The 22,808-nt window shown below is 52.1% G+C and carries 20 protein-coding genes; 10 read left to right on the top strand and 10 right to left on the bottom strand.

From position 1 onward, the window contains the following. Positions 1-51: 51 nt before the first annotated feature. From EKM91_RS02005 to EKM91_RS01995, 3 genes are all read right to left on the bottom strand, one after another. Positions 52-1,236 carry an RNA-guided endonuclease InsQ/TnpB family protein gene (locus EKM91_RS02005; RefSeq protein WP_125748974.1) on the bottom strand — a complete coding sequence of 395 codons (1,185 nt, stop codon included), beginning with the start codon at positions 1,234-1,236 and terminating at the stop codon, positions 52-54. A 229-nt stretch (positions 1,237-1,465) separates the two neighbouring features. Next, a complete protein-coding gene (locus EKM91_RS02000) occupies positions 1,466-2,410 on the bottom strand; it encodes an AEC family transporter (RefSeq protein WP_125748971.1) in 945 nt (314 codons plus the stop codon). A gap of 93 nt (positions 2,411-2,503) precedes the next feature. Beyond that, positions 2,504-3,436, bottom strand: coding sequence for a magnesium transporter CorA family protein (locus tag EKM91_RS01995; protein ID WP_125748968.1), 933 nt, complete (start codon positions 3,434-3,436; stop codon positions 2,504-2,506). A 105-nt stretch (positions 3,437-3,541) separates the two neighbouring features. On the opposite strand from EKM91_RS01995, the gene EKM91_RS01990 reads away from it, so the two are divergent. The 3 genes from EKM91_RS01990 (at position 3,542) to EKM91_RS01980 (ending at position 7,481) form a co-directional block, all read left to right on the top strand. Then, complete coding sequence (locus EKM91_RS01990; protein WP_125748965.1) at positions 3,542-4,453, top strand: hypothetical protein; 912 nt, start codon at positions 3,542-3,544, stop codon at positions 4,451-4,453. A gap of 313 nt (positions 4,454-4,766) precedes the next feature. Beyond that, entirely contained in the window at positions 4,767-6,461 is a 1,695-nt protein-coding gene (locus tag EKM91_RS01985; protein WP_274379966.1) for a malolactic enzyme, read from the top strand. 36 nt (positions 6,462-6,497) lie between these two features. Further along, the gene (locus EKM91_RS01980) at positions 6,498-7,481 is read left to right on the top strand and encodes an AEC family transporter (RefSeq protein WP_125748960.1); all 984 of its coding nucleotides are present in this window, start codon (positions 6,498-6,500) and stop codon (positions 7,479-7,481) included. Positions 7,482-7,562: 81 nt separating this feature from the next. Here EKM91_RS01980 and EKM91_RS01975 read toward each other — a convergent pair whose 3' ends face one another. Both EKM91_RS01975 and EKM91_RS01970 read right to left on the bottom strand, forming a co-directional pair. Further along, positions 7,563-8,933 (bottom strand): class II fumarate hydratase, encoded by a 1,371-nt coding sequence (locus EKM91_RS01975; protein WP_125748957.1) that lies wholly within the window; start codon positions 8,931-8,933, stop codon positions 7,563-7,565. Between the two features lie 9 nt (positions 8,934-8,942). Then, a complete protein-coding gene (locus EKM91_RS01970; protein WP_125748954.1) occupies positions 8,943-9,812 on the bottom strand; it encodes a LysR family transcriptional regulator in 870 nt (289 codons plus the stop codon). Between the two features lie 111 nt (positions 9,813-9,923). On the opposite strand from EKM91_RS01970, the gene EKM91_RS01965 reads away from it, so the two are divergent. Next, positions 9,924-11,579 (top strand): malolactic enzyme, encoded by a 1,656-nt coding sequence (locus EKM91_RS01965; protein ID WP_125748951.1) that lies wholly within the window; start codon positions 9,924-9,926, stop codon positions 11,577-11,579. Positions 11,580-11,708: 129 nt separating this feature from the next. Then, on the top strand, positions 11,709-12,692 hold the full coding sequence (locus tag EKM91_RS01960; RefSeq protein WP_125748948.1) for an AEC family transporter: 984 nt from the start codon (positions 11,709-11,711) through the stop codon (positions 12,690-12,692). A gap of 59 nt (positions 12,693-12,751) precedes the next feature. On the opposite strand, the gene EKM91_RS01955 is transcribed toward EKM91_RS01960, so the two are convergent. Further along, entirely contained in the window at positions 12,752-13,243 is a 492-nt protein-coding gene (locus EKM91_RS01955; RefSeq protein WP_125748945.1) for a thiol peroxidase, read from the bottom strand. A gap of 102 nt (positions 13,244-13,345) precedes the next feature. On the opposite strand from EKM91_RS01955, the gene EKM91_RS01950 reads away from it, so the two are divergent. Further along, positions 13,346-13,837, top strand: coding sequence for a flavodoxin domain-containing protein (locus tag EKM91_RS01950; RefSeq protein ID WP_125748941.1), 492 nt, complete (start codon positions 13,346-13,348; stop codon positions 13,835-13,837). Here EKM91_RS01950 and EKM91_RS01945 read toward each other — a convergent pair whose 3' ends face one another. Beyond that, the gene (locus tag EKM91_RS01945) at positions 13,838-14,134 is read right to left on the bottom strand and encodes a hypothetical protein (protein WP_125748938.1); all 297 of its coding nucleotides are present in this window, start codon (positions 14,132-14,134) and stop codon (positions 13,838-13,840) included. Positions 14,135-14,263: 129 nt separating this feature from the next. On the opposite strand from EKM91_RS01945, the gene EKM91_RS01940 reads away from it, so the two are divergent. Genes EKM91_RS01940 through EKM91_RS01930 form a run of 3 tightly spaced genes read left to right on the top strand, consistent with a single transcriptional unit; the run spans position 14,264 to position 16,079 of the window. After that, positions 14,264-14,809, top strand: coding sequence for a biotin transporter BioY (locus EKM91_RS01940; RefSeq protein WP_125748935.1), 546 nt, complete (start codon positions 14,264-14,266; stop codon positions 14,807-14,809). 18 nt (positions 14,810-14,827) lie between these two features. Next, on the top strand, positions 14,828-15,799 hold the full coding sequence (locus EKM91_RS01935) for a biotin--[acetyl-CoA-carboxylase] ligase (RefSeq protein ID WP_125748932.1): 972 nt from the start codon (positions 14,828-14,830) through the stop codon (positions 15,797-15,799). Further along, positions 15,777-16,079 (top strand): CHY zinc finger protein, encoded by a 303-nt coding sequence (locus tag EKM91_RS01930; RefSeq protein WP_125748929.1) that lies wholly within the window; start codon positions 15,777-15,779, stop codon positions 16,077-16,079. The genes EKM91_RS01935 and EKM91_RS01930 overlap by 23 nt, the downstream gene beginning before the upstream one ends. A gap of 403 nt (positions 16,080-16,482) precedes the next feature. Here EKM91_RS01930 and pepF read toward each other — a convergent pair whose 3' ends face one another. Then, the gene (gene pepF, locus EKM91_RS01925) at positions 16,483-18,294 is read right to left on the bottom strand and encodes an oligoendopeptidase F (protein WP_125748926.1); all 1,812 of its coding nucleotides are present in this window, start codon (positions 18,292-18,294) and stop codon (positions 16,483-16,485) included. A 148-nt stretch (positions 18,295-18,442) separates the two neighbouring features. Further along, positions 18,443-19,237 carry a transporter substrate-binding domain-containing protein gene (locus EKM91_RS01920; RefSeq protein ID WP_125748924.1) on the bottom strand — a complete coding sequence of 265 codons (795 nt, stop codon included), beginning with the start codon at positions 19,235-19,237 and terminating at the stop codon, positions 18,443-18,445. 164 nt (positions 19,238-19,401) lie between these two features. Here EKM91_RS01920 and EKM91_RS01915 point away from each other — a divergent pair, with 164 nt between their 5' ends. Continuing rightward, on the top strand, positions 19,402-19,749 hold the full coding sequence (locus EKM91_RS01915; protein WP_125748921.1) for a hypothetical protein: 348 nt from the start codon (positions 19,402-19,404) through the stop codon (positions 19,747-19,749). A gap of 96 nt (positions 19,750-19,845) precedes the next feature. Here the strand turns inward: EKM91_RS01915 and EKM91_RS01910 are convergent, their stop codons facing one another. Further along, complete coding sequence (locus EKM91_RS01910; protein ID WP_125748917.1) at positions 19,846-22,605, bottom strand: cation-translocating P-type ATPase; 2,760 nt, start codon at positions 22,603-22,605, stop codon at positions 19,846-19,848. Between the last annotated feature and the right edge of the window lie 203 nt (positions 22,606-22,808).

Raw genomic sequence — 22,808 nt, 5'->3', positions numbered from 1 at the left:
AGTATGCTTACGTCGGTAGTCACCTTGCAACATTGACTGGCTCTTGAACCTTTAGGACATAGCCTGCCCTTGAGCATATTGAATCAAGTTCTGTACGGCATTCTCGTCACGCTCAAGTTGAGCACCACAGCCGTAACAATGAAACTCGTGATGTTTCGTGCCGTGAAGGACATTACCGGCTAAGGTCAGTTTATCGTCACCGGTTTTCACTAACCCACAACGACTGCATCGCTGTGTGCTAGGGTAGAACCGATCAACTATAATCAGCTGGCGGCCATACCATTGCGCCTTGTCCTTCATCAGCAGTTTGAAGCGACCGAACAACGAGCGATGTAAATTCTTCGCCAGTCGCTGGTTCATCTTCATATGCTTAACGTCCAAGTCTTCAATGGCGAGGGTGCCGTTAGCCTTCACCAGCATCGTTGTGAATTTCTGCAAGAGGTCGTTTTGAATCCGCGTCACTTTCTGATAGGTCCGCTGCAACTTGGTTTTCGTTGCGCAATAGTTGTTAGAGCGAAAGTGCTTAGGATTCGCTAGACGTTTGCGGGCGAGCCGCCGCTGGTACAAGGACACGCGGTGATATAAACTGACCAGTTGCTCGGTCAATCCGCGAATTGCAGCCATTGCCTCACCATCGTTATAGACGAATTGACCAATGTTGGCATCAACGCCACATACGTGTTGGCTTTCCGGTAATGGCTCAGGCTGACTGACATCGATACTTAGGCAAACATAATAACCATCTGCTTCTTTGACGATAGCAGCGAGTTTAATAGTCCCTGGCCAACGTGGTTTCTCAGCCAAGCGGATGTCGTACCATCGATCACGATAGCCATGCGGTTTATCCAACCGCAACTTATCATTAACGACCATCGCTCTGTCGGTCTTGAATCCGTAGCGACTGCGCTTCTTCGACTTGAACCGCGGCTTGCGATGTTCTGGCATCTCAGGGTTGAAGAAATTTGCCCAAGCCTGGGCTAAATCGTGTACTGCTAATTGCAAGATCCGTGCTGAACGACTGTATTGCCAGTCTGCTTTGTTGTTAACTAACTCATTGCGGACTTGACGTTCGTTAGGCCGCGCCGTCTTATCTGCCAGCACGAGTGACGCGTCGTACAGCTCATTCCACGTGGCAAGCGCCTGATTGTAACAATAGCGGCGATAATCGCATGCTTGCTCCAATACGCGGCGCATCGTCGCGTTCGGGTAGCACCGGATCTTGTGCGTTCTCAACATGGTTTCACCTCCAACTTGCTTATAGATATCATAGCAAATTAAGATAAGGATACCCTGTCGAGACATGATGAAAACCGTCATCATCTGTCCATGCATCAGTCAGCGATTTTTCACGAGTTTACCATTTCACAGCACTTAGTCATTCTGCCTTCCACTTGATTACCGCAGAACGACTATTTACTACAAATTAACACACTATTCGACGTTATTGATTACTGTTAATAATCTCCTATAAGGTTTGCGCGACTAACATCACGATCGGGATCACGACCATGGCAAACAGCGTCGTGGCACTGACGGTGATCGACGCCGTGCTGGCATCAGCACCATATAATTTGGCCACTACCGGGGCATTGGTCATCACCGGCATTGCCGATTGCAATACGAAGACTTGTTTCATGATCGTCGGCACCGGCGCCAAAAATACCAGCAGATACATGACGATCGGGGCCAGTACGAAGCGGCCGGCAAAGATCCCCAGCAGTTCCCGGTTGAAGCGGATATTGCGCAAGCCGGCTTGATACACCGCGATGCCGATGAAAAACATCGAACCGGGAATGGTGAGGTCGCCGACATAAGTGAGGTCGCTCATTAAAAAATCAGGTAATTGGATATGTAATAACACGAAGATCACACCGACGATAAAGCCTAACAATGGTGGGGAAAAGACTTTTCCCAGCACTTGTTTCAGGTCAAAGTGGGCCGGTTTGGGTCCATCCGCTTGGATCAAATACACCCCAATGGTCCAAAAGATCGTGGTGTTGGCCATGTAATACACCAACACATAAGGCAGGCTTTTCGGGCCAAACAGTGCCATATTCACCGGCAAACCGATAAACACCGTATTCGAGTTGAAAAACATGGACTTGAATAACCCGCGCCGTCCTTTAGGAACTGCCAAGGCGCGACAAACGCCAAACGAAAGGCCAAACAAAATGGCCATCGACAGCACTGGAAAGCGCAAGTCCGGCAATAGCGTCAGCAATTGCTGGGCGGTGAATTTTTGCGTGATCGTGACGATCATATAAGCAGGCAACGCGACTTGGGTGACAACTTTGGCAATCAAGCGGCTGGAGCGGTCATCAAACCACCCCACCGCCGTTAACCCATAACCAATGGCGATCAAGATCAAGATCTCTAAAACACCGAAGACACTAGATAAAAATGCAGTCAAACACAGAACCCCTTTAAAAATAGATAGCCTCAGTTTAGCGCAGTTGCGCCAAGATTAATAGCGCCATCCGCCGCGATGCGGCATGGGTGCGGGTCAGAAATACCCTTTTTTCTTCAACAGCCAAGCGCATGAGCCGCATAACACCCCGATCAAGCCCAGCAAAAAGAAAAAGCCGGTCATGCCAGTCCGAAAAGGCAGCCAAGTATTCATGCCCCAGATCCCGCTGACGATCGCCGGGATGGTCATGATGATCGAAACGCTGGTCAACACTTTCATGATCAAATTCAAATTATTCCCGACGATCGCGCTGACAGCCGTGTTATATTGATCCAGCAGCGCTCGGCTGCAATTGACCACTGTCAAGGCTTGGCCGCATTCCACATTGACGGCGTGCAGGCGGTATAAATGGGCGTCGGTGGTGAAGACGCGGGCGCTGGCGGCCAGTTTTTTGACCACGGCTTGGGTCATGGTCAAGGCTGAGTCAAAATACACCAAGCTGCGCTCTAAGGCGATGATCTCATATAATAAGGTATTGCGCGCCGCGGTGGCCAGGCGCGTTTCCATGTCGCGAGTTTGCGCATCCATTTGATCGGTATTGGCAACAAATTCATCCAATACGGCTTGGATCAGCGCCAAAGCCAGATCTTCGGCGTCGTCAACGGCGCGCTTTTTGGCGATAAAGGCGTCGACGACAGCCAATGGCTGAGCGGCGACTGTGATCAGCTGGTCTTTGACCAAGATCAAGGCTAATGGTTTCGTTTCAAAGACTTGATCGCCTTGGGCATTATGGGTGGCAAAAGGCACGCGGACCACCACTAAAGTGGGATGTTGGGCCTCTGGGTGGACGCCGACGACGCGCGGGTCTTCATGCGGATCCAACCCGGCATGCCAGTAATCAAAGGGCAGTTGATAGTGGTTGGCCAGTGCTTCGAGTTCGTCTTTGTCTGGTGCGCAAACCCGCAGCCATTGGCCGGCAGTCGTGGTCGGTTGCAATTGGCGGGCGTTGATCTGATATTGTGTTTGCATAAGTTCACCTCAAGTCAATTTTACCTTAAAATCTGCTGAGAAACTTCCCTCAGTTGCACCAGACGCGTTATAGTAAACATAATTATCATTCATTGGAGGGTCACTATGCGACGCCAGCACCGAAAGAAAAATTGGGGACTACCCGCGTTATTGATCCTGGTCATCATCATATTGGTTGGTGGCTTGTTTTTGATCTTTCGCGGTGCCAAGGTCCAAGGACCTAACGACACCAACAGTGCCGTTAGTACCAGCGTGATCGATACCACCCCGCAAATGGATACCGGGATCTATGCGACAAGCACGACGCAAAACGGTGAAACCGTCAAGATCTTATTGCAATTCAAGTCCAAGCACCGTTTTGCCCGCCAAATCGTCACGACCGGCAATACCGTGGTCATGCTCGTTGACAGCGGCACTTACACCAAAAGCGGCAAACAATTGACCTTGTCAAGCACCAGTGCCGTACGGTGTGATTATGCGTCAACTGCCGATTATAATGATGCGCTGCCGGAGAAAATGAGCCGTTATGGCCAAGGCCACAAAGCTTACCCGCAAACGCTTAACGATACCTTGAACAATCAGGTGCGCTTAACGGCTAAACATCCGAGCAGCTATGACTATCTCGGTCAGTGGCTGAAGCTGAAAACCGCCACAGATACCGTCGATAGTGTCAGCGCAACGGCAGCCGCCCAAGACACCAGTGCAGAAACCGAGTCGTCAACGCCGGCATCCAGCACCCCGAGCACTGATTACAATTCCTCGGTGAGTGCCGATAGCAGCAGTGAAGCGGCCGCTTCCAGCAGTGCCAGCAGTCAGTCCAGTGCCGCTGCTTCCAGCAGCAGTGCGGCATTGACACTTGATCAAGCTCAAGCGCTAGTGGCGCAACGTTATCCTAGCGATCAATATGCGATCGCTGCCAGCGGTGACAGTAATGGGGTGTACACCTTCACCGTGACGAATCTGCAAACCAACGAACAACAAACCGTGACCGTTTCCGCATCGACCACGCAACAATAGTTGATCAACCTGAAGCCTTTGAGCCGTCATTTGCTCAAAGGCTTTTTTGTGTCGTTTAGCGGGTTAAATAACATGGTTAACCATATGAACAGCTTTTTAACCGAAAATAAATAACACTAAATGTTTGCTGATCACTGCTGGTGGTGCTAGTTTAAAGGCGGCGACAGGGATTATCTGGCGACCAATTGCTTTTTTGCAAAAAATGGTATCCCAACCCAAGGCGACCCGCGCAAAACCTTGAGTTAATGCTTGCGGTACGCAGCTAATGAGCACCGCAAGGAGTACTGCCAAGTTTCATGACATTTTTTCTTGAATGTTAGCAGACTCGATCATTGATCAGGAGGAGAAAAAGATGCAATACACCCCAGAACAATTGCTTCATGACCCATTTGTCAACAAAGGCACCGCCTTTACCCAAGCGGAACGTGATCAATACGGCCTCAATGGGCTGCTGCCAAGTGCGGTGCAAACTTTAGACCAACAGGTGACCCAAGCATACGCGCAATATCAAAGCAAGGCGACGATGCTGGAACAGCGGCTATTTTTGATGCAGTTGTTTAACACCAACCACGTGTTGTTTTACAAATTATTTGCGGCTCATCTGACCGAATTCATGCCGGTCGTGTATGATCCCACGATCGCCGATACGATCGAAAACTATTCGGCCCTGTTTGTTGAGCCGCAAAATGCGACGTATTTGTCGATCGATGCGCAAGACGACATCGAAGCGGCTTTACGCCATTCTGCCAATGGCCGCGACATTCGCCTGCTTGTGGTGACCGATGCAGAAGGGATCTTAGGGATCGGAGATTGGGGCACGCAAGGCGTCGACATTGCAGTCGGGAAACTGATGGTGTACACCGCAGCTGCTGGGATCGATCCGGCCCAGGTATTGCCGGTGGTGTTAGACGCCGGGACCAACAACCAGGCATTGTTGGATGATCCGCTATATTTTGGCAATCGTCATCCGCGGGTCTATGGGGAAGCTTATCATGCTTTTGTCGATCGGTTCGTGGCGATTGCCGAGCGCGTATTTCCAAAGCTGTATTTGCATTTTGAAGATTTTGGCCGCGCCAATGCGGCTGATATCCTCGATCAATATAAAAATCAGATCACCACATTCAATGACGACATCCAAGGCACAGGGATCATCGTTTTAGCAGGGATGCTGGGCGCATTGAATATTTCCAAGCAAAAAATGACCGATCAGATCTATTTGTCCTTTGGGGCCGGGACCGCTGGTGCTGGGATCGCGGCGCGGATCTACCAAGAATTCTTGCAACAAGGGATGGCACCAGCAGAGGCGAAGACGCATTTTTACTTGGTCGATAAGCAAGGCTTGCTGTTTGCTGATGATCCGACCTTGACCCCGGCGCAGCGCGTGTTTGCACGCCAACGCAGCGAATTTGCCAATGCGGATGAGTTGACCACCTTAGAAGCAGTGGTCAAAGCGGTGCATCCGACGGTCTTAGTGGGGACTTCGACGCAGCCGGGCAGCTTCACCGAAAGCGTCGTGAAAGAAATGGCGGCCCATACGCCGCGGCCGATCATTTTCCCATTATCTAACCCCACCAAGTTAGCTGAAGCCAAAGCAGCCGACTTGATCCGCTGGACACAAGGGCGCGCGTTAGTGGCTACCGGCATTCCAGCGGCGCCAGTCGACTATGACGGCGTGACTTATGAAATTGGCCAGGCCAATAATGCGCTGGTATATCCAGGTTTAGGATTAGGGACGATTGCTGCAACCAGCAAGCTGTTGACCGATAGCATGATCTCTGCGGCAGCGCATAGTTTAGGCGGGATCGTTGATCCTGATCAACCAGGGGCGGCGGTGCTGCCGCCGGTCAGCAAGCTCAATGCCTTTTCTAAAACGGTAGCGTTGGCAGCGGCCCGCCAAGCCGTCAAAGAAGGGCTCAATCAAGAACCAATCCAAGATGTTGAAGCTGCCGTTTCCGCCTTACAATGGCAGCCAGAATACCAGCCGCTCAATGTTGACGTCATTAAGTAAGCCGCTTGATGGCGAAATTTAAAGGGGGTAAGCGACGTGACCGCATTATACACGTCAGTTCAAAGCATCTTAACGATCGTTTTGATCATTGCCTTGGGCTATTTTTTACAAAAGCAGAATTGGTTTGATGATGCATTTGGCGGGACCGTGTCGAATGTCTTAATGAAAGTGGCCTTGCCGGCGTCGATTTTTATTTCAGTATTGGAGCGCTTGACGCTCAAGACCTTGGTCAGTTTAGGCTCAGGATTAATCTATGGGTTTGGGACGGTGATTTTTGGGTATTTAGTGGCGATGGTGTTAGTGAAGCTGCTTAAGGTGCGTCCCGGCCGGCGTGGCGCGTTCATCAACATGTTTGTCAACGCCAATACGATCTTCATCGGGCTGCCGTTGAATCTGGCCTTGTTTGGGGATCAAGCGACGCCATATTTTTTGATGTATTACGTGGTGAACACCGTTTCCACCTGGACTTTGGGCGCGTTTTTAATGAGTTGGGATGATCCGACTAAGACCAAAGACAGTGCAGAGAAAAAGACGTTTAATTGGAAAAAATTACTGCCAGCCCCGTTAATCGGCTTCGTGGTGGCACTTGTGTTCTTGTTGTTGAACATTCCGTTTGTAAACGTGGGCTGGTTGGGCTTTGCCGTCAACACTTTAAATTATGTGGGGAGTTTGGTGACCCCGTTGTCGTTGATCTATATCGGCATTATTTTAGCCAAAGCCGGCTTTAGCGCGATCAAATTTGATCGGGATACCATTATCGCGTTGCTCGGGCGTTTCGTGCTGGCGCCAACCGTGATCACCGTCTTGATCTTGTTTGGCATGCACATGGGGAATGCAGTGCCGACGATTGAAGCGCAGACCTTGATCGTCCAAGCATCAGCGCCAGGCTTAGCCGTTTTGCCGATTTTGACGAATCAAGGGCATGGTGATGTCGAGTATGCGACCAACGTGGTGACTTTGTCGACGGTGCTGTTTGTGATCGTGGTGCCGATCGTGATGATGTTGATCCAAGGGTTTTAAGCGTCACGGATCCTGAACAGCCAGAACGTTAAAAAGACCCTCAAAGCAGTGCTGAGCACTGGTTTTGAGGGTCTTTTTGCGTTAGCGGCCGCTGTTGGTCAACTTCAACGGGTCGACCCATGCAGCATATTGCGCCGCCGTGATCTTGCCGGTGGCCAAAGCCGCTTCTTTAAGTGAACAGCCGGTTTTTTGCGCGGTTTGGGCGATCTTGGCACTGGCCGCATAACCGATATGTGGCGATAAGGCGGTGACTAACATCAAGCTGTGATCGACCAGCTGGCGCATGCGAACTTCGTTGGCGGTGAGGCCTTGAACCAAGAGCCGATCGAATTGGCTGATGCCGCCAGCCAACAACTCAGCAGACGCCAAGAAGGTGGCGATGATCACCGGTTTGTAAACATTCATTTCAAAATTGCCTTGCGAGTCAGCGATGCCAATAGTGACATCATTGCCCATCACGCGTGTGGCGATCATGGTGAGAGCTTCTGCTTGGGTCGGATTGACCTTGCCAGGCATGATCGAGCTGCCGGGTTCATTGGCAGGGATCGTCAATTCGCCATAGCCGCCGCGCGGGCCAGAGGCGAGAAAGCGAATGTCATTGGCGATTTTCAACAAGTCAGCAGCCAGGGTCTTTAACGCCGCATGGTTGCTGGTCAACTCGCTGTGAGCTGCCAGTCCGTGGAACTTATTGGGCATTTCGTTAAAAGGCAGCTGGGTCAATTGCGCGATCGCATCGATCATGGCTTGGGTGGCTTGCGGCGTCGTATTCAAACCGGTGCCGACGGCCGTGCCGCCTAAAGGCAAAGCCAACAATTGCGGTTGTAATTGTGTTAAGGTTGCCACATCTTGTTGCAAAGTCGCCACCCAGCCGGAAACCTCTTGGCCAAAGGTCAACGGGGTGGCATCTTGCAAGTGGGTGCGGCCAAGTTTGACCGTATGCCAATATTGGATCTGCTTGGCTTCAAGATGATCAATCAAGGAATTCAAGCTGGTGAGCACTTGGCTGATCGCTGGGTAAGCGGCCATGTGCATCGCCGTGGGGAAGGTGTCATTCGAGCTTTGGCCGCAATTGACGTGGTCGTTAGGCAGCACCCGGCGGCCAAGTTGATCGCTGGCGCGATGGGCGAGCACTTCATTGACGTTCATATTGGTTTGCGTGCCGCTGCCGGTTTGGTAGACGCGCAAAGGAAAATGAGCCATTAACGCTGCGTCATCCAACCCCAGCAATTCCTGCGCCGCTGCTTGAATGGCGTCAGCCACTGGGGCCTGGATGGCGCCGGTGGTGCCGTTGACTTTGGCCGCCGCTTGTTTGATCGTGATCAGCGCCCGGATCACCGCAATGGGCATTTGGGGACCGGTGGCGAAGTTGTGCCGCGAGCGTTCAGTTTGCGGCCCCCACCAGACATCATCCGGGAGCTCGACGGGGCCAAGAGAATCATTTTCGATACGCATTAGTGCCTCCTAATTCAATAAGGTTAATAGTTGTTGCATCGCCGGCGTGAAGACTTGCCCGCGGCGGGTGACCACTGAGATGGAAAAATGCGGCTGGCCGGCGTTGGTCAAAGCCACAGTCGCCAAATGGTCGTTTGCTGTGACCGCCATTTGGGCCAGCAAGCCGATGCCGACGCGTGCGTGGATCATCTGTTTTAATAACGTGACATCCGGAGTGCGGTATACAATGCTGGGTTGGATCCCGGTAGCGGTGACGAACCAAGCCAATGCCTTGGTATGTACGAAGCCTTCTGACAAACTGACAAACGGTTCCGTGGCCAATTCGGCAAAATCCACTTGAGAGCGCTTGGCCAGCGGATGATCAGTCGGCATCACTAAAGTAAATGGCGCGGTGGTCACTTGGCGCACGTCTAAGTCAGGTGCTTGCAACGCATTGATCGCTCCTAGCAGCGCCACGTCCAAATGGCCGGCGCGCAACGCTGTAAGCAAGTTGGCGCTGCCGTCTTCATGGGTGTCTAAGCGCGTCATCAAGTCCGCTGCCACCAAGCGCGGCGCTAACGTCGGGAAATAAAAGCTGCCAATGATCGGCGGCAGCCCAAAGCGGATCTGCGGGTGGCGGGTAGCTGCTAATTCTTTTTGGGCCAAAGCCAGCTGGGCATTGATCACTTGCACGCGCGTAAATAATTGCTCGCCTGCAGGGGTAATGGTCAATTGGCCATGGCTTTGGTCGCGATCGATCAATTGAATGCCGAAGTGGCTTTCCAGGCGTTTTAACGCCATGGTGATCGTGGGTTGCGTGACGCCAAAGTCGGCGGCCACTTGCGAAAAATTTTTTATTTTGACGAGCGCTTCGAAATATTCTAGGTCACGCGTGTTCATGAGCCGCCTCCTGTCGCGTCATATAAATGGATTTTATCACAACCGCCGCGTTTGACTATAGTTTTTCTCGCCGGTTATGCTGGTCCTTGTCATTGATCAGGAGGAAAAATTATGCCATATACACCACAACAACTATTACACGATCCATTTTTGAACAAAGGCACAGCGTTTACCCAAGCTGAACGAGACGCTTATGGGTTGAACGGCTTGCTGCCAAGTGCGATCCAAACTTTAGACCAACAAGTACGCCAAGCTTATGCGCAATTTCAAAGCAAAGCGGATATGTTGGAACAACGCTTGTTTTTGATGCAGCTGTTCAACACCAACCATGTGTTGTACTACAAGCTGTTCTCCCAACACATCGCCGAATTCATGCCGGTGGTTTATGATCCGACGATCGCCGACACGATCGAGAATTACTCGGCCTTATTCATGGAACCGCAAAATGCGACCTATTTATCGATCGATGCGCAAGCAGACATTGAATCGGCCTTGCGCCATTCCGCCAACGGCCGCGATATCCGCTTGATCGTCGTGTCAGACGCGGAAGGGATCTTAGGCATCGGCGATTGGGGCACACAAGGTGTCGACATCGCAGTCGGCAAGCTGATGGTGTACACCGCCGCTGCCGGCATTGACCCTTCTCAAGTGTTGCCGGTCGTGTTAGATGCAGGGACCAATAACCAAGAATTGTTGGCGGATGACTTGTACCTAGGCAACCGCCACAAGCGGGTGTATGGTGACGCGTATCATGCTTTTGTCGACCAGTTCGTCGCCACGGCACAGCGGCTGTTTCCGAAGTTATACCTGCATTTTGAAGACTTTGGCCGCGCCAATGCCGCCGATATTTTAGACCAGTACAAAAACGAAATCACCACGTTCAACGATGACATCCAAGGTACCGGCATCATCGTGCTGGCCGGGATGTTAGGGGCGTTGAATATTTCCAAGCAAAAAATGACCGATCAAGTCTACATGTCCTTTGGTGCAGGCACAGCGGGTGCTGGGATCGCAGCGCGGGTCTATGAAGAATTCTTGCAACAAGGCATGGCCCCAGCAGAGGCCAAGCAGCATTTTTACCTGGTTGATAAACAAGGGTTATTATTTGCCGATGATCCAACCTTAACGCCGGCGCAGCGCGAATTCGCCCGTGATCGCAGTGAATTTGCCAATGCCGATGAGCTGACCACACTTGAAGCAGCGGTCAAAGCCGTGCACCCGACAGTCTTAGTCGGCACCTCGACGCAGCCGGGGACATTCACGGAAAGTATTATCAAGGAAATGGCCGAAAATACCCCACGGCCGATCATTTTCCCATTGTCCAACCCCACCAAGCTGGCGGAAGCCACCGCTGATGACTTGATCCGCTGGACCGACGGGCGCGCTTTAGTGGCCACCGGGATCCCGGCAGCGCCAGTGGCATACAATGGGGTGACATATGAAATCGGGCAAGCCAACAACGCTTTGGTTTATCCCGGCCTAGGCTTAGGCACCATCGCGGTGGCCAGCAAGTTATTGACGGATGACATGATCTCCGCTGCGGCGCACTCGTTAGGCGGCATCGTCGATCCTGAACAACCAGGTGCAGCCGTCTTGCCGCCAGTGACCAAGTTAGATGCATTTTCCAAAACCGTCGCCTTGGCCGTCGCCAACCAAGCGGTCACTGACGGTCTCAACCAAGAACCCATCCAAGACGTCGCTGCAGCCGTCGCCGCCACCCAATGGCAGCCGGAATATCAAGATCTGGATATTGAAGTGATCAAATAACCAAAACACCAGAGCGGAACAAGCCGCACTAAGCGCCTAGACTAGCGCGAAGCACCACTCGCCGACACCACACCGCTAAACGCATGTGCCACTTGAGTTTAGTGCGCACCGAAAAGGGGGAAACAACACGTGACTGCATTATTCACGTCGGTCCAAAGCATTTTGACGATCGTTTTGATCATCGCTTTGGGCTATCTATTACAAAAGCAAGGTTGGTTTGATGACGCTTTTGGCGGCACCATTTCAACATTATTGATGAAAGTGGCGTTACCAGCGTCGATTTTTATCTCAGTATTGGAACGACTGACTTTAAAGAAACTAGTCAGCTTGAGTTCTGGGCTGGTTTACGGTTTTGGGGCAGTGATCTTAGGATATCTGATCGCCTTGATCTGCGTGAAATTGTTCAAGGTTCGGCCAGGGCGTCGGGGAACGTTTATTAATATGTTCGTCAATGCCAACACGATCTTTATCGGGCTGCCGCTGAACTTGGCATTGTTTGGCGATCAAGCGACCCCTTATTTCTTGATGTACTATGTCGTCAACACCGTTTCGACTTGGACATTAGGCGCATTCTTGATGAGTTGGGATGATCCGACCAAGCTTGCTGGCAGCAGCGAGAAAAAGGCATTTAACTGGAAGAAATTGTTGCCAGCGCCGCTGCTTGGCTTTTTGGTGGCGTTAGTCTTCTTGTTGCTCAACATCCCATTTGTGCATGTCCAGTGGCTGGGCTTTGCGGTGAACACGCTGGATTATGTGGGCAGTTTGGTGACACCATTATCGCTGATCTATATCGGGATCATCTTAGCCAAAGCAGGATTTGGTGCGATCAAGTTCGATCGGGATACGGTGATCGCATTATTAGGCCGCTTTGTGCTGGCACCGGCATTGATTACCGTATTGATCATGTTCGGCATGCACGCCGGCTTTTCGATTCCGACGACTGAAGCCCAGACGCTGATCGTCCAGGCTTCTGCGCCAGGATTAGCAGTTTTGCCGATCTTGGCCAACCAAGGCCATGGGGATGTGGAATATGCGACCAACGTGGTGACCTTGTCGACTGTCTTATTTGCGATCGTGGTCCCGATCATCATGTTATTGGTGCAAGGTCTCTAACCATCATTTGGGCCATTAAAATAGCAGGTCAGCCTTTTGGGCGACCTGCTATTTTGGTGTTAATGCGCCTTAAGAAACGCTAAGGCTGCTGCATAGTTGGGTTCATCTGTTTGTTCTAGGATCAATTCGCGATAACTGATCTTGCCGGTTGGGTCAATGATCCAAACGCTGCGCGCGTTGGTGTTGTTTTCGGCAACGTACAAGCCCATGGCTTTACCGAAGCTGCCATCAGGATCAGCCAGTAATTGAATGCGGTCGACGCCTTCTGCTGCACACCAGTTTTGTTGTTGCTGGATCGTATTAGTTGAGATCGTGTAAAAGCCGACATCCGTAAAGTTTTCCATCGACTGGTTGAATTGCTTGGTCGAAATGCTGCATACGCGGGTGTTGATGTCTGGCACCACACTGATCAAGTTGTAGCGGCCGGCGAATGCGTGCGGGTCAAAAGTCTGGTTGTCGGCAGTGAACACGGTGAATGCAGGCAAGGCTGCCTCAAGTGCAGGCGGATTGCCGTTGGTTTGTTGCGGGGTACCATGACGTGTGATTTCCATAAACTAAGCCCTCCTTTTTGCTGTCTTAAGTGTAGCATAGGCGTTATCGTTGAGTCGCGTACAACCGAATTGTTACAATAAAGAGGTAAGGGAGGCACAGTTATGGCTAAAATCGTCGTCGTTTATACCTCACAAACTGGGTTTACCCAACAATACGCCTTGTGGATCGCTAAAAGCCTGCACTGTGAAGTGCTGGATACGAAGTTCATCACCACAGAAGACTTGGCGAAAAATAATTTGGTGATTTATGGCGGCCATGTCATTGGGCAGCGCATCACCGGCTTTCGCCAATTTTACCATCAATATCAAGCGGCTTTGCCCATCCCTTTGTTTGTGTTTGGGACCGGGATCGCGCAACTGGACGGGGACAGCCAACAACGGTTGCGCAAGCAGAATTTTGGCGAATGCACCACGCCGCCGCAATTTTTTTACTTTCATGGCCATGTGGCGCGCGTCAAGCCCCCGTTGCGCATGCGTGTCGGCATGAAGGTCCGCGGCGTGAAGCCGGAGCGGGCACAATGTGTGATCGGCACGCAAGCCGTGCGCCCATTGTTAGAAGCCGTGGTGCGCCAAGAGCCCACTAGCGGCTGGTGATCAATTCAGGACTAATCCGCTGGGCTGTGCTTGCAAGCCAAACAGCGGCCGCACGTCCGCGGCTTCTTGCACATAGACAAAATGCTGCCGCCAGTCATGTTTATCGATCAAAACCATCAATTCCCAGCATTTTAATGCCTTGCCGCTGGCGCGCGGCTGAAAGATCAATTGCGGCTGTTCGCGCCAGATCCGCCGCTCAAATTGTCCAATATTCACTGGCTGCCCCCCAACGCGAACGCGGACGGGGGTATTTTTGTCGTAGTCATGAAGCAGCTGTAAGAGATCTAATACCCGCATGGCGACACCTCCATGACTGATTGTAGCTAAGCCGGCAACAGAAGTGAAGCAGTAATAGTAACCCCACTGTTGACCGATGGGTTACAAGCGGATATAATGACTTTGTTTTTAAGTGAAAGGGTGACAGTCATGGGTAACAAACGGGCGTTAAAAGAATTGATCCAAGCGGCGATGATCTGCGCGTTGCTGATTATTTTCGGATTGTTTCCAGGGATTCCTTTGGGGATCATCCCTGTGGCGATCGTGCTGCAAAACTTAGGGGTGATGTTAGCCGGGGAGTTGTTGCCGCCGCGGTATGGGACGCTGGCGGTACTGGTGTTTTTGTTGCTGGTGGCGTTGGGGCTGCCGCTGCTTTCCGGCGGTCGCGGCGGGGCAGCGAGCTTCGTGGGGCCGACCGGCGGCTATTTGATCGGCTGGTTGATCGCCCCGGCGCTGAATGGCTGGCTGCTGACCGTCAGCCGAGCGCCTAAGCGTGCTTGGTGGGTAGAGTTTAGCGTTGCGGCTGTCAGCATGGTCGTGGTGGTGGATGTGATCGGGGCGATTTTTTTGGCAGGCCAAGCCCATATGCCGCTTACCGCCGCATTGCTGTCCAATTTAGCCTTTATTCCTGGGGACTTGTTAAAAGTCGCGTTGGCGGTGACGATTGCGCGCCGCTTGCGGCAGGTGTTACATTAAAGCAAAAGGAGGCCAAGGATGCAAACGACTAAACAACGCGTGTTGATCGCTTTGTTAGCGCAACGACAACAGTGGCAATCCGGTGATGCGATCGCTCAAGCACTCGGGCTTTCGCGCGAATCGGTGTGGAAAGCGATCACTGCCTTGCGCAAAGCAGGACATGCGATCGATTCGCGCAAGAGTCAAGGTTATCGCTATCTCGGCTGCGACCAATTGGATGCCGACGTGATCGCGTATTATGCGCATGATGCGGCGGCGATCGCTTGTCGCCCCAGCGTTGAATCCACGCAAGGCCAAGCTAAAACTTGGCTTGCCACCCAAGCAGCGGTGGCGCCTGCGGCATTTTTTGCCGGGGAGCAAACCAATGGCTATGGCCGGCGCGGGCGGGTGTATTATTCGCCCGCAGAGACAGGGTTGTATTTTAGCGTCGTGTTGCCCAATACCTTGCCGGATCTGACCCAAGTCGGTTTAGTCACGACTGGCGTGGCAACGGCTTGCTTAGGCGTGTTGCAGCGCTGGTTTCCCCAAGCGGATTTTGGGTTGAAGTGGGTCAATGACATCATGCTCGGCGCCAAAAAAGTCGGTGGGATCATCACTGAAGCGGTGTTGGAAGTCGAATCTGCAACTAGTGCCGCATTTGTCGTCGGCATCGGGTTGAACTTGAACACGGCCAAATTTCCGCCGGCTATCGAAGCGATTGCCGGCAGCATCACCACGGCGCCTGTCGATCGCAATCGCTTAGCCGCAGAGTTGTTGACGGCGATCTTAGCGATGTATCAAACCGTTGCGACTGGAGATTTTTTGCCGGCATACCGACAAGCTTCAACGGTGTTAGGCCACACCGTCACTTTGGCATTAGGCGACCGGCGCATCACCGGGGTGGCGCAAGCGATTGCGGCCAATGGCGGGCTGGTGTTGCAAACGGCGGCAGGGAACACGACTTATATGAGCGGCGAGGTGGTTAAAGTTGACGTTGATCCACGGACTTGATTGCGATGCGGCAGGCCGCTGTCGCCATTACCATACTGACAATGATATCGCGGCATTGCGCTGTGCTGATTGTGGCGACTATTATGCGTGTTACCAGTGCCATGACGCGTTGTGCGATCATCTTTTTGCACCTAGCCCAAAGGATTCACTGGCGGTGTTGTGCGGCAACTGTCAGGCAAAGTTAACCTTTGCTGAGTATACGAAAGGCCAATGTCCGCAATGCGGCCATGCGTTTAATCCTAATTGTCAGATCCATTATGATCGCTACTTTAAAGCATGATGATAGGTGAAAACAGCCGCCTTAGGGGTCCTCGTGGTGTGAGGATCGCTAAGGCGGCTGTTTGGCGTCGAGCTGCGCAAGGACAACGTGAGCGCAAAATAAAACCACCGGTGCTGTGTTGCGTTGCAACCCATCACCAGTGGCTGTTATTTTGACTCACTAAGTACGTCCTTGCTTCGCTCTGGGTTATCGTCGAGCTGCGCAAGCCAACGGGGTTGCGGGTAAGTCATCCCGGTCACGCCGCGTGCCGCGACGCAACCAGGCTGCCTTACCCACACCCCTAAGAGCGGCTTGCTCCGCTCTGGGCTTCGTCGAGCTGCGCAACGCAACGGCATTGCGCATAAGTCGTCTCGTGCACGCGATGGCGTTGCCATCACGCACCCAAGCCGCCATATGCACATGCCTAAGCCCGCGGTGCTCCGCTTTGGGAGAGGGTTTCCATTTGTTTTTCGGTTCTGTCTAAGAAAGCGACCATGGCGTGGAGGGCGTCGGTGTTGGCGATGTCGACACCGGCGACGCGGGCGGCTTCGATCGGGGGTTGGGTGTCGCCGAGGGCTAAGAAGTTGCGCCAGTCGCTTAAATCAGCCACGTCGCCATTTTGCCACCGCAGATAAGCACCGGTGGCGACGACCATGCTGGCGGAGTAGGTGTATGAATACAAGCCCATGTAATAGTGGCTTTGCCGCATCCAAGTCAGCTCAGGTGCACCAAAATCAAGGTCGACAGCATCGCCCCAGAAGGTGGCTAAAACCTTGCGCTTGATGGCATTGAGTTTGGCAGCGTCAAAACTTTCCCCGCGATCGATCAAGGTGTAGACCTCGCGTTGGAAAGCGGCTTCAAGCAAATGCGTAACGCAATTGTGAAAATAGGTGTCAGATAACAAGCGGCTCAGCGCAAAACGCTGCAAGCGCGGGTCATCATTTTGCGTCAATAAACTGTGCGTCAATAAGAGCTCGTGAAAAGTCGAAGGCGCTTCGACAATATACAAACTCGGTTCATGGGCTAAGATGCTGTGGTGCTCATCTGCCAGCGTCATTTGGCCGCAATGGCCCAGTTCATGGATCAAGGTGTACAAAGCCGGCAACCCGTCGCGCCAAGTCATCAACACATAAGGATGCAAGCCATATGGCGCTGTGGCAAATGCCCCAGATTCCTTGCCAACATTCGCCGCGCGATCGACCCAGCGTTGGTCAAACGCCTGTGCAATGCGTCTGGCATAGTCATCACCAAGCGGCGCCAAGGCGCGCTTTACATATGCTGGTGCTTGGGCCCAAGTGACTTGCGGGGCAAAATCAGGATCGAGATCCGCCTGCAAGTCGGTATAGGTGATCCGGTCTAATCCTAACTGTTCCTTGAGGTGGTGCACATAACGCCGCATGACTGGCGCCAAGTCTTGCATCAAGACATCGATTTGCCGATCAAACAGCGCCCGCGGGATCTCTTGATCACGCAGCAAGTAGTCGATCACTGAATCATAGCCGCGCATGGTCGCTAACGTTTTTTCCTTCGCCACTTGCGCGTAGTAGCCGGCGGCCATGGTGTTTTGGTATTGGGCCAAAACGGCGCTGAATTTGGCATAAGCAGCGCGGCGAACGGCGACATCTGGGTGCTTTTGATAGTCTTCTTCGTATAATACAAACGATAATGGATAGTCGCGGCCGTTGGCGGTAAAAGTGCCAAAATCCATGTCCGCAAAAACCGTTTGACTGCGGATGTCATTAGGCGCGTCAAGTGCTGGCGCCAGTTCCGCCAAGGCTTTTTCTGTGGCTGGCGGCAATGCGTCTTGTTGGGCTTGTTGAATGTGGCGGATGAATGCGGCATGGTCGGCGTCGATCGCTGCCACGCTGGCTAAGGTGTCAGCCGGTTGGGCTTGTAATTCAGCTTCCACAAAGGTCAATTGGCCATTAGCTTGCGCCAGCGCGGTGGCCGTGCGGTTGGCGCGGTCAGCGGCAGACGCATCGGTGGTATCGGCTGATTGGGGCAAAAAACCGTAGTGATCAAGATGATCCATGATCGTCAAAATATTGGCGTAGTCATCCAAACAATCAGCGATCACCGCGGGCTGCGTCAAGCGCCCGGTGTAGATATGAGCAAAATCTTGGACCAATTCGGCTAACCGGCGCAAGTCGGCTGCAAATGCCTGGTCATTAGCATAAAGCGGGGTCAGATCCCAAGTTTCAGCTTCAGCAACCGCACTTCGATGAGGCAAAGACATACACACACTTCCTTTTAGGCTTTTGTCGCTAGTATAGCACGGCGGCAGGCCTAAGCGGCAGATACGCTCTCACGAGCCGGCCAAAAAAACGCCTTGATACCGCGATTCACATGAACCGTGGGGTCAAGGCGTTGCGGTGAGGGGCTAACTATTTGGTGACGTCGCCGCCGAAGAATTGTTTGGACAGCTTCGACAAGGTGCCGTTAGCGCGTAAGGTTTTCAAGGCTTGGTCTGCTTTGGCTTGTAAAGCGGTGTCTTTTTTGCGTAACAAGCCGCGTGCAGGCGTTGCAGGGATGGTTTTGCCCACTGACATCAGTTTGATGTCGGCGTTGGGGTTTTGCTTCAAGTAAGCATAAAACGACGCGGAATCGTTGACTGTGCCAGCGACGCGGCCTTGTTCGATCAATTGAATGGATTGAGAGAACCCGTCAACGGGGACGATTTGAGCCCCGAGTTTTTTGACGTTGGCAGCGTTATTTGAGGTGACGCTTTGCGCCATTTTTTTGCCTTTGATATCTTGCAAGGATTTGATCGTGGTGTTGTTTTTCTTGACTGCTAATTGAGATTTGCCGGCAGTGTAGGCGGTGGTGAAGGCATATTTTTCAGCCCGTTGCGGCGTTTTGGCGACGTTGTTTAAGATCACGTCGTACTTATTGACGTCCAAGCCGGCGATCAGCGAATCCCATTTAGATTCGACGAATTTTGGCTTTAAGCCCATTTCCTTAGCCATCGCCTTGCCTAATTCCACTTCATAGCCGGTTAATTTGCCATCTTTGTGATAACTATAAGGTTGGTAGGTGCCTTCTAAGCCGATCGTCAAGGTGCCTTTATTGACTAACTCAGAATCGAGGCTGGGCTTGGCGCTGCTGGTGGTTTTGCCGCAGGCGGCCAACCCGAGTAATAATGCCAGACCCAAAACGATGCGCAGTGATTTTTTAAACAATGTTGACTCCTCCTCAATTTTTCCGTACGATTCAGTGTACCGGGCTTACTTTTAGTGTGCAAGTTTGCCATGAATTTCTCATTGTCTATATACAAAAAAGAATATAGAAAGGGTACACTATGAGTGAAGCACTTAAGGCGTTTTATTGGGAGGAGCAACACACTATGGAAATTGACAACAACCACTTGGTCACGCGCTATTATGACCTGCAGGCCAAGAATTCGAAAGCTCTTGATGCCGTACGCGACTACGTGAACGATAAGATCACAGAAATGTACCAAGAGTTAGCCACGACGTTTGTCGACACGATCGTTTTTTCGATCGAAGACGCAATGGCAGTCGCTGAAGGTGCGGGGATGGCATTAGATCCAGCAGAGGAAGAAATCGCGGTGACCAATTATATGCTGAAGATGATCGATGGCTTGGGCTTGTGGATCCAACCGTTAGAAGAAAGTGATCCCAACACGATCATCGCTAAGCTGAACTTGCATAACCACAGTCGGTATTATTAAAGCGTTGATGATTTGAATGAGAAAAAAATAAGGCGTGCGACAAAAGTCGCACGCCTTATTTGCATGCCGCCAGCTCAGCGGCACCCCAAATTGGGGTCAAGCTTGTTGCCGCCGGCGCAGCCAGGATTTGCGCAGTTCTTCGATCAAGAAGACTGGGATCGGGATGATCGCTAAGAAGACCCAATCTTGCCAAGCTAACGCGGTGGTGTTGAAGAGTCCTTGCAGGAATGGGACCAGCGTTAAGATCGCCAGTAAGATCACTTCAAAAATGATCCCATACCAGATCCGGATATTGGAAAAGATGCCGGTTTTGAAGACAGAAGCACTTTGTGTCCGGCAGTTGAGCGCATTGGCGATCTGGAAGAAGACGATCGCACCTAAGACCATCGTCGTTGCCCGCGCATAACCATTGCCGGAAGCGAATAAGGCGACGTCTGGCCAGCCATTTTGCCAGTTGACGAAGAAGTAGGCAAATGTCGAGATCGCACTGGCCAACATGCCATACCAGGCGAAGGCCTTCCAAACCACCTGCTTATTCAACAGATGTGCATCCCGCGCACGCGGAGGCTGGTGCATGATGCCGGGTTCTGCTTGCTCAGAGCCTAAGCCCAATGCCGGCAGCATATCGGTACCTAAATCGACGGTCAAGATCTGCATCACGGTCATTGGCAACGGGATCAACCCGCGCGAGAACAGGAACAAGACACTAGGGATCGCTTCTGGAACATTAGAGGTCAAGATGTAGGTCAAAAACTTTTGCAAGTTGGCATAAACCGTTCGGCCTTCTTCGATCGCACTGACGATGGAGGCGAAGTTATCATCAGTCAAGATCATATCAGCGGCATCTTTGGCAACATCGGTACCGGTGACCCCCATGGCCACGCCGATATCGGCTTTTTTCAAAGCAGGCGCATCATTGACCCCATCGCCGGTGGACGCCACAATCTCGCCATTTTTTTGTAAGGTCGACACGATCTTGTACTTTTGTTCAGGCGCGACCCGGGCGAAAATGATCTCCCCGCGCAAGGCTTCTTGCAACTGGGCTTCACTCATGGCGTCAAGTTCAGTACCGGTGACGACGCGCGCTTGATCAGAAGTCAAGCCGATCTTCACGGCGATCGACTTGGCCGTCAAGGTGGAATCCCCAGTCACCATGATGATCTTGATGTTGGCATCGTGGCATTCTTGCACCGCTTGATAGATTTCAGGACGCGGCGGATCGGCCATGACCGTCAGCCCCAAGAAGGTCAGCTGGGTTTCGGTATTTTCGATCGTCAAGCTGTCTAAGTCACTGTCGCCAGGCAGCTGGCGGTAGGCGATCGCCAAACTGCGCAGCCCTTGAGCGGCAAATTTACGGTTGGCGGCATTGATCTTATCGATATCATCAGGCGTCAAGCGGCGGATCGCCCCAGCAACTTGAATGGTATCGCATTGCGGCAGCAGGTCTGACAAGCTGCCTTTCACACAAGCTGACAAGGTGTTGGCATCATGTTGATGGATCGTGCACATCCGCTTGCGGTCGGAATCAAAGGGGAACTCTTTGAGCCGCGGCGTTTCTTTGGCGGCTTTTGCCAGATCAAACCCGGCTTTTTCAGCCATGATGATCAATGCGGCTTCAGTCGGTGTGCCTAAGAGTTTGGGCTTATGGGTCTCGGGGTCTTGTTGGACTTTGGTATCGTTGTTCAATGCAGCGACCCGCAAGAGGCGGTCAAGGTCAGGATCACTATGAAAGTCGACGGTTTGGTCGTCTAATTCGATGTGGCCATTGTTGACATAGCCTTGTCCGGTTAGTTCATAGGTATGGTTAAGCAGCCAAATGTGGTTAACGGTCATTTGGTTTTGCGTCAGCGTCCCAGTTTTATCGGAACAAATGACGGTGGTTTCACCTAAGGTTTCTACTGAGTTGAGGTCTTTGACCAAGGCATGGCGCTTGGCCATGCGCTGCACCCCATGCGCCAGCGATAAGGTCACCGTTGGCAGCAAGCCTTCAGGAATGAAGGCCACGATCATCCCTAAGGCAAAGATGAAGGATTTGGCGATCGGATAATGGACGAAGAAGATCGCTGCGACGAAAAAGGCGATGCCGATGCCGATGGCGATCATCGAGATCTGCTTGGTCAGCCGGTTCAATTCTTTGGTCAAGGGGCTGTCGACTTTGACTTGTTGTTGGGTCAAAGTCGCGATCTGACCAAATTCGGTGTTCATCCCGCTGGCAAAACAAACGGCCAAGCCCGTCCCCGCGCCAACCGTGGTGCCGGCATAAATCAGGTTGCTTTCGGCAAATTCCCCTTCACCAGGGTCATATTTGACGTTTTTAGATTCAGGGACGGATTCACCGGTCAAAGCACTTTGGTCAACTTGCATCGACGTGGCTTCCAAAAGGCGCGCATCGACTGGGACCGCGTTACCAGCTTGTAAGGTGAAAACGTCGCCTGGTACCAGCTGGGTGGCGTCGATTTGCTGGACTTTGCCATCGCGGTAGACTTGGGTGAATGTGGGCAGCATCGCCATCAAAGAATCGGTGGCTTTTTTAGCTTGATGCTCTTGCCAGAAACTAAAGCAGCCGTTGATGATGTTGACCAGCCAAATCGCGATCCCTAACTCTAATGTGCCCGACAAGATCGCGATCAGCCCAGAGACCCACAGTAAAATCGCCATGAGGCTGGCAAAATTTTTCAAGAAGACCTTGAGCTGGGAGCCTTCTTGTCCTTTGGTGATAGTGTTGGGCCCATATTGATTCAACCGTTGTGCGGCATCGTCTTGAGACAATCCGGTGGCACTTGTTTTTAGTTGAGCGAGGACTTGAGCTTGGGTCGCCTGCGCGAATTGAGCACGTTTTTCCTCTGTCGCATTCATACACTCACGTTCCTTTCCAAATCTTTGGATAACCACATTCTAACGCTTTGGAAGCGCATCAACCACCACTCTTCATCTAATTCAAAGAATATTATCAGCGTATCGATATGGCCAGCGTATGCAGGGGTAAGGACAGACGTCTTCGCCAGTACGTGAATAAATAATCAGGTTAATATTAACGCCGCCAGCTCGCGGCTTTTCAC

Source organism: Lacticaseibacillus baoqingensis, assembly GCF_003946165.1.
GTDB lineage: Bacteria > Bacillota > Bacilli > Lactobacillales > Lactobacillaceae > Lacticaseibacillus > Lacticaseibacillus baoqingensis.
Note: the sequence above shows the minus strand (reverse complement) of the source record. Positions and strands in the feature narration are given on the sequence as shown.